Here is a 7,505-nt window from a genome sequence, read left to right as displayed (position 1 = left end):
TAGCCCATGCCGGTCGTGGCCCATAATGGGCGTTATCCGAAATCTTCTTTCATAAGCTAAATAAAATCATATACTTAACTATTTTACATCATCCAAAAATTCACCAAATCGTGAAGCTAGACAGGAGTCATGCTTAAACACCAAATACGAAAAACCCCGACAGGATGTCGGGGTTTTTTTATTAACTATCTAAATCAAATTTCCACATTAAAGAAAACTTGGTAAACCTTTAGCAGGATCTGTTTCACGTGCCGCTTGAGCATCTGCTACAGTCATACCTAAGGCCTTAGCAACGCCTTGCCCATAAGCTGGATCGCAAGCATAACAGTTGCGGATATGACGGTATTTGATGAAATCTAGTGCATCACCCATCGCTGCGGCCGTGTTATTAAACAATGCTTGTTTCTGCTCATCATTCATCAAATTGAACAGGGCACGGGGCTGGCTGAAGTAGTCATTGTCATCTTCGCGGAAGTCCCAGAAATCAGCATCACCGGTAATCTTTAATGCTGGTTCTTTAAACTGAGGTTGTTCCTGCCACTGGTTAAAACTGTTCGGTTCATAATGTGGCAATGAACCATAGTTGCCATCCATGCGGCCCTGACCATCACGACGATTAGAGTTTACAGGGCAGCGTGCAGCATTGACCGGAACCTGTGAATGATTTACACCAACACGATAACGTGCTGCATCAGCATAGTTCACCAGACGTGCCTGTAACATACGATCCGGTGAGTAGCTAATTCCCGGTACCAGATTGCTTGGTGCAAAGGCAGCCTGTTCTACATCCTGGAAATAATTTTCCGGATTGCGGTTCAGTTCGAATTCACCAACTTCAATCAGTGGATAATCACCTTTCGGCCAGACTTTGGTCAGGTCAAATGGATGATAAGGAACTGTTTCAGCTTCCAGTTCCGGCATGATCTGAACGTACATTTTCCATTTTGGATACTCACCACGCTCAATGGCATCAAATAAGTCAGTCTGACTACTTTCACGATCTTTAGCAATCAAATCTGCTGCTTCAGCATCGGTCAGGTTCTGGATGCCTTGCTGGGTACGCATATGGAATTTCACCCAGAAGCGTTCATTTTGGGCATTGATAAAACTGAAGGTATGGCTGCCAAAACCATGCATATGACGGTAGCCAGCAGGAATACCGCGATCCGACATCACAATGGTCACCTGATGCAAGGCTTCAGGCAATAATGTCCAGAAATCCCAGTTATTGGTGGCACTGCGCTTGTTGGTTTTTGGGTCACGTTTGACTGCTTTATTCAGGTCAGGGAACTTACGGGCATCCCGCAGGAAAAACACCGGGGTATTATTGCCGACCAGATCCCAGTTGCCCTCTTCAGTATAGAATTTCAGGGCAAAACCTCGAATATCACGTTCTGCATCGGCCGCGCCACGTTCACCCGCCACCGTTGAGAAACGCGCAAACATTTCGGTTTTTTTGCCGACTTCAGAGAAAATTTTAGCGCGAGTATATTGGGTAATATCATTGGTCACGGTAAAGGTACCAAAAGCACCTGAACCTTTAGCGTGCATACGACGCTCTGGAATCACTTCGCGGACGAAGTTTGCTAATTTTTCATTCAACCATAAATCTTGGGCAAGTAAAGGTCCACGCGCACCTGCCGTCATACTGTTCTGATTATCGACCACAGGGGCACCAGCTTCAGTAGTCAGGTGGGTAACAGGACATTTTTTAGGGTCTTGACTCATACTATTAACTCCCGTTTCTTTTAATTTAAAATTTAAATTTCCTGCAGAAATTTAAGATTTTCAATCCTATCTTACCCTTTACTTGCTTATTAAAATATTAAATTAAGGATATTTTTGAAAATTTATAGCCAACTGATTTAACATAAAATCTCTTATACGAAATAAAAAATGTAACTCCAAAATAGAAATGTCCGCTTTTAGAATATGCACTTTTGCAATTTCCTTAGCGGACGGTTTGATATGTTGGTGTCTATGTCGGATAAAGAACTTAAACGATTGTCGGTCTTGCAGAAAATCTGCGATCAACGCATAACTCAATCCCAGGCTGCTCAGCTACTTCATATTTCAGAACGTCAGATCAGACGCTTACTGCAGAAATACAAAGCCCAAGGTCCATCTGCATTAGCCCATGCCGGTCGTGGCCAAATCAGCAATTCTAAACTTCCTGAAGAACTCAGACTCAAGTGCCTCAATATTGTTTCTGACCAACTCCATGGTTTCGGACCCACTTTAGCGCATGAAAAGCTCACCACCGTACATGGATTCGATCTTTCAGTAGAAACCCTGCGTTCTTGGATGATTGCAGCTGACTTATGGATGCCTCAATCCAAGCGCCTGAAACGACCGTATCAGCCTCGTTACAACCGGGATTGCTTTGGTGAACTGATCCAAATTGATGGCTCACACCATGACTGGTTTGAAGGACGCGCTGCTAAATGCTGTCTGCTGGTGTTTATCGATGCTGCTACAGGAAAATTGCAGCATTTACGCTTCTGTGAGTCAGAATCAACCTTTGACTATATGATTTCAACACGTTTATATGTCGAACAGCACGGTAAGCCTTTAGCGTTTTACAGCGACAAACATTCAGTCTTTAGAGTGAATCAAAGCAGCAAGAAAGACACCAAGATTACCCAGTTTGGACGTGTACTCAGCACCCTGATTATCGATATCATCTTCGCTAATTCACCGCAGGCCAAAGGCCGTGTGGAATGTGCCAACAGAACCCTTCAGGACCGTCTGATCAAGGAGATGCGCCTGAAAGGCATCTGTTCGATTGAGCAAGCTAATGTCTGGCTACCCTGCTTCATTGAGCAGTTCAATCAGAAGTTCGCCAAGATGGCTTTTAATCCTAAGAATCTACATCGGCCTATCACTGAAACAGCCGAAGAGTTAGATGATATTTTTACTTGGCGTGAACCTCGCAGAGTCACGAATAGCCTGACGATTACTTATGATAAATGCGTCTATCTGCTGGAAAATACAGAAGAAAACCAGAGTCTCATGGGTAAATATATTGAATTTCTAGAATACCCAGACGGTACGGTCGCCATTGAATATCAGGGAAGAAAAATCAATTACAGCATCTTCGATAAATTAAGTCAGCTGAACCAGCGAGAGATTGTTGAGAATAAACGTTTGAGTTCAGTCTTGGCCCATATCCAGCAACAGCATGAAGAACTAGAACAGCAAAACAAACGAAGTCGTTCTCAATCTATGCAACGTAGACGAGCACAGAAAACAGCAATTCAACAACGAAATCTGAATCCTGTGCTTGACTTGGAAATGTCTGTATAGGACATTTCTATTTGGTTATTAGGTAGGACATTTCTACTTGGGAATAACAGACAAATTGAAACATATAAAAATCAAAAATTTATGCTATAAATAATTTGCTCGACGATGTCGAAAAGCCGACTTGGAAACAAGTCGGCTTTTTTATGAGCAGTTTTGATATATTTTGCCCATAAAATTGGTTAAAAAACTATCAAATCGTAATTTCCTTCCGATTCCTTAAGGCTTCCATTTCTGAATTTATCCCCATTTCTTGCGGATAAGCTTTGGGATAATTTTTGATGATTTTTTGTACGATTTGGCTTACAGCATTTTACGAAATTGTTTGTATCCAAGCACCAGTGAAGTCCCTATGATCGATCTATATGAACAGGATGTTCAATGACTTAAAACAAGAATAATCAGTCAGACACCATGACCATTAGGTAGTCAGCCCTACCTATGCGCTCCACACCGAAAAATCCCGACATGACGTCGGGATTTTTATTGTCATTTGAATAATAATTCAATTAAGCATAAAATATAGATTGTAATCTATATTATGGTTGTAATATGTGGACAGTCATTACAACGGATCTGTTTAACGAATGGCTTGCACAGCAAGATCAATCTACACAAGAGAAAGTACTCTCAGCGTTGGTCGTTCTACAGCAACAGGGACCAAGTTTAGGTCGTCCTTTAGTAGAACCGTCTATGACTCCAAATTTACCAATATAAAAGAGCTACGTGTTCAGCATCGAGGTAAACCTCTGAGAGCCTTTTTCGCGTTTGATCCTTTACGACAAGCTATGTGCTGTGTATCGGTGATAAAGGCGGTAAAAAGCGTTTTTATAAAGAGATGTTAGATATTGCCGATCAGCAATACGAAATTCATCTTTCAACTTTAGGAGATCAATCTAATGGCTAAGACCCTACAAGAATTATTGGCTAATCGCTCTCCAGAGAGTCAAGCTCGTATTCAACAAATGGCGGATGAATTATTGTTGGAAACTCAGCTTCACCTTATTCGTGAAGAGTTAGAGATTTCTCAAAAAGAACTGGCTGCAACCCTTGGAATCAAACAGCCTTCATTGTCAGCAATCGAAAATCGTGGTCATGATCTTAAAATTTCAACGATGAAAAAGTATGTCGAAGCAATGGGCGGAAAACTTCGTATTGATGTAGAGCTTCCAACAGGAAAACACATAGGATTCAATATCTAATAATAAACCTTTGAAAAATAGTAGTAAATTACTTGTTAACTTGGACAAGTTTATATTTTTAGTCAATGCTGCTGATAGCCTAGAGGAAATTGAAATTATTAGAGATTTATGCTGTGACTATTTTTCACATTGTAAGAAGTCAAGCTATTACACTGATATTTTCGACAATGCTTATTGGATAAAATATTACGAAATAACTTAATCTTTCCAGATTCGCATAAGAGATTTTATGCTAAATAGATATGAGAAAGGCCATAAATTGTGACTTTCTCATATAAGAAGAGAGAGCTGAGAACTTTCGTTTTATTGATTTATTCAAAATGAAGCTGATATTGATGTGTGGTGATTTTAATTTTTAGTTGCTTATATTTTCTTTTCGTAGCGCTCAGAGCTGAATTAGACACTTCTGTATAAAATATAGGATCATTCATCAAATCAGAAAATAATTTATATCCAATCAATAATTTACTGTATTTCTTCCCATCTTTGAGATTCGTTTCAATTAATTGATCTAAATCTTTTACAGAAAAACTATACATATTAGCCTCGATAGAGTGTTTCTGAACGGGCACCATACAGGGTTGGCGGTAGGAACTAAAGTTAAATTAGGTATTGATATATGGAATATTATTGTAATAATAGATTAAACTTATATCGAGGCTAAACTTTACTCCTTTAATAGTAAAAATCTTATTCAGGATCCAAGATATATCCTTCTAAAAGACTTTAGTCCTTCTCTTTTTCAAGTCAAATTTACCCGTAATTCTGGCTAGAATACTCTCTCAAAATTGCATATACCCTATATTTATCTTGATATAAGGTCTTTTCTATAATTTTTTGGATATCTTCACTAGTCCATTTTTGCTGCTTAGCTTTAAAAATGAACTGTGATTGCAGAACAAATGAGTGTTCACCTTTTCTTAAATAAAGATTCTTGACTTTTTTTTGCATAAGAAACAATTCAATAACCTATACTCTTAAACTTTATACTAGTTGGGAAAAATTTACTTTTAATTATAACTTAATAAAACACTTAACCTGTAAAGAAAACTAAATTTCAGTTACTTAATAGACAAAAAAATATTATTATTTTTGTATCAGTAATGTTTAATATTCTTTGGATTGTATGTTGTGGGTTCCATCCTGTGCCTATAGACCCTTATCTTTGAAATTACTGTTATACGCACGATCAATATCTCTTAAGCCTTCTTGAATTTCTGCTTTTGATGCATTTTTGTCTGTTAGTATTTCATTCCTTAAGCTTTCCTTGGAAACCCCTTTAAGCCTTGCATCCATTATAAGAGACTGATTATATGCATCCTTTACACACTCATTGCGCTCTTTTAAAGATAATTTATTTGGAGTGCAGTGTGCTTCCCAAATTATTGCAAATTGAATAACCACCGTAGCTATTCTTAGAATTTACCTCTCCGCAATATTCTTTTATATTTTGGAATTGGGCTGAATCAGGATCTTTTAAGGTGCTTAAGATAGCTTCTTTTGACTCTTTTCCACCTTTGAGCAACCATTAATCCCTACCAAACCAAGAACTAAGCTTAAAAAAATAATCTTTTTCATATAATATCAACACCTTAAAATTAGCTAATAATCCTGTTATGGCCAAATTCATCTTCACTATTATCAAATTGCTCCACGAGCACCAAAAGCTTTAAATCTTTTCGCCCACCAATGCTGTTTTCCTTCCAGTTAATGATTGAAAGCGCCTCATAAAGCGCAAAGTAAGGAACCCCATTGGAATCAACATCCACTAGCAAACCACAACGACCAAATACTAGAAGTTCAAGACAAATTCTAATGAAGAGCTGTTTAAGGCCAAATCCATCATTAGTTGCATTAGCGATAAGTTCTTGAAGCAAAGTACTTTCGATCACAATATTTGGCTGTAGCTTAGAAACCAAACCAATCATCGTACGTAGCGAATCTTGAACCCATAATGGATACTGAGCACGGCTTAGATAAGCTTTATAGATCTCTCCGGCAGTATCACCCTGCTTTTCTGCTTCAATCATGCCAGCCGATTTAGCTAGGTACTTTGTCTGAGCCTGTTTGATCTACTCTTCGCCGGCAACGGCGTCACGCATAATCTGCCAGCTTTTTTGTGCAGCAATATACTGCGGATGTTTATCAGTAACTGCCATAAAAACACCAATAAAAAAGCACCAAAAAGGTGCGTTGTTTAAGACATCCCGCGAATCCTACGAACTCCAACAGAGACGGGCTTTCTTCCAGCCGCCTTGTTGAAACATAACCTTTTCACATTGGCCGAGCACCATGCGCTTAGCTCTCGTATAAGCAGTAGAAGCCCATGCAAAAGCCAAAAACCCCTCATTGTCATGAAGCATCTCAGCGATATGGTCATGATCTGGATTATGAAAAGGTCCACCAAGTGTAAGCAAATTAGCAACTACCTAATTTTTTAAATCAGACGCAGGTACTATGCGAATCGCTTCCTCTTCATCTGCTTGGTCAATAAAATCAGTTGGAGGAAATGGTCTGATCTGATCCATTAAATATTTGCCTCTTTAAATTTTTTAGCCATTCACTAGCGTATTGAGTCCGTAACTGCAAAGGTCCAGACTCATCAATGCCACATCTTGAAGCTGTCTCTATGCGAACTACGGTGTAGCCCATCTCTTCAGCCATATCGTAACGATCAAGACTACAAGCTTTATTTTTAAGTTTGCCCTTACGACCGCCAGACCATGGACCACCCGCAATTTCAACTAGTATTCGATACTCAATTAAATGAAAGTCAAACCGCCAGTGCTTAGTAGACTTAAACTGAAATTTCTTTTCATATTTAATTTCCAGATTATCTAAAGTTTCAGTAAATTCTTCTGCTGCCTCTAGATATTTTTGTGTAGGCTTTGGCAGTGGCCAGCTTTTAGGTTTAGTTTTAAGTTCTTTTTTCCGAGTAAGCCAAAAGTATTTTGTAGAATCCATTATTCTTACCCATAAAAAAACCGCCCTTAGGCGGTG

7 protein-coding genes and 3 pseudogenes are annotated in these 7,505 nt (G+C 39.0%); 4 read left to right on the top strand and 6 right to left on the bottom strand.

What is annotated here, in order from left to right; all coding sequences use genetic code 11:
• Positions 1 to 207: 207 nt before the first annotated feature.
• Positions 208 to 1,728: a catalase gene (locus RFX69_RS18800; RefSeq protein ID WP_000076364.1), complete on the bottom strand. Its 1,521-nt coding sequence runs from the start codon at positions 1,726 to 1,728 to the stop codon at positions 208 to 210.
• A gap of 252 nt (positions 1,729 to 1,980) precedes the next feature.
• On the opposite strand from RFX69_RS18800, the gene RFX69_RS18795 reads away from it, so the two are divergent.
• The 4 genes and pseudogenes from RFX69_RS18795 (at position 1,981) to RFX69_RS18780 (ending at position 4,707) form a co-directional block, all read left to right on the top strand.
• Positions 1,981 to 3,306: an ISNCY family transposase gene (locus RFX69_RS18795; RefSeq protein ID WP_309169619.1), complete on the top strand. Its 1,326-nt coding sequence runs from the start codon at positions 1,981 to 1,983 to the stop codon at positions 3,304 to 3,306.
• A gap of 549 nt (positions 3,307 to 3,855) precedes the next feature.
• Positions 3,856 to 4,210: pseudogene (locus RFX69_RS18790) on the top strand (type II toxin-antitoxin system RelE/ParE family toxin).
• Positions 4,203 to 4,505, top strand: a complete 303-nt coding sequence (locus tag RFX69_RS18785; RefSeq protein ID WP_108563966.1) for a helix-turn-helix domain-containing protein — start codon at positions 4,203 to 4,205, stop codon at positions 4,503 to 4,505. Before RFX69_RS18790 ends, RFX69_RS18785 begins: the two are co-directional and overlap by 8 nt.
• Positions 4,498 to 4,707 carry a hypothetical protein gene (locus tag RFX69_RS18780; protein WP_000069471.1) on the top strand — a complete coding sequence of 70 codons (210 nt, stop codon included), beginning with the start codon at positions 4,498 to 4,500 and terminating at the stop codon, positions 4,705 to 4,707. Before RFX69_RS18785 ends, RFX69_RS18780 begins: the two co-directional genes overlap by 8 nt.
• A 109-nt stretch (positions 4,708 to 4,816) precedes the next feature.
• Here the strand turns inward: RFX69_RS18780 and RFX69_RS18775 are convergent, their stop codons facing one another.
• The 5 genes and pseudogenes from RFX69_RS18775 to RFX69_RS18755 form a co-directional block, all read right to left on the bottom strand.
• The gene (locus RFX69_RS18775) at positions 4,817 to 5,044 is read right to left on the bottom strand and encodes a hypothetical protein (protein ID WP_000286811.1); all 228 of its coding nucleotides are present in this window, start codon (positions 5,042 to 5,044) and stop codon (positions 4,817 to 4,819) included.
• A 610-nt stretch (positions 5,045 to 5,654) separates the two neighbouring features.
• Positions 5,655 to 5,909 carry a hypothetical protein gene (locus RFX69_RS18770; protein ID WP_000236586.1) on the bottom strand — a complete coding sequence of 85 codons (255 nt, stop codon included), beginning with the start codon at positions 5,907 to 5,909 and terminating at the stop codon, positions 5,655 to 5,657.
• Positions 5,910 to 6,121: 212 nt separating this feature from the next.
• Positions 6,122 to 6,664: pseudogene (locus RFX69_RS18765) on the bottom strand (hypothetical protein); the annotation flags it as partial.
• A gap of 75 nt (positions 6,665 to 6,739) precedes the next feature.
• Positions 6,740 to 7,033 (bottom strand): annotated as a pseudogene (locus tag RFX69_RS18760) (hypothetical protein); the annotation flags it as partial.
• Positions 7,002 to 7,469: a hypothetical protein gene (locus tag RFX69_RS18755; protein ID WP_108563967.1), complete on the bottom strand. Its 468-nt coding sequence runs from the start codon at positions 7,467 to 7,469 to the stop codon at positions 7,002 to 7,004. The pseudogene RFX69_RS18760 and the gene RFX69_RS18755, both read right to left, overlap by 32 nt.
• Positions 7,470 to 7,505 lie beyond the last annotated feature (36 nt).

This window comes from Acinetobacter sp. 148, assembly GCF_031196675.1.
GTDB classification, from domain to species: Bacteria; Pseudomonadota; Gammaproteobacteria; order Pseudomonadales; family Moraxellaceae; genus Acinetobacter; species Acinetobacter baumannii.
This window is presented reverse-complemented; position numbering and strand designations above follow the sequence as displayed.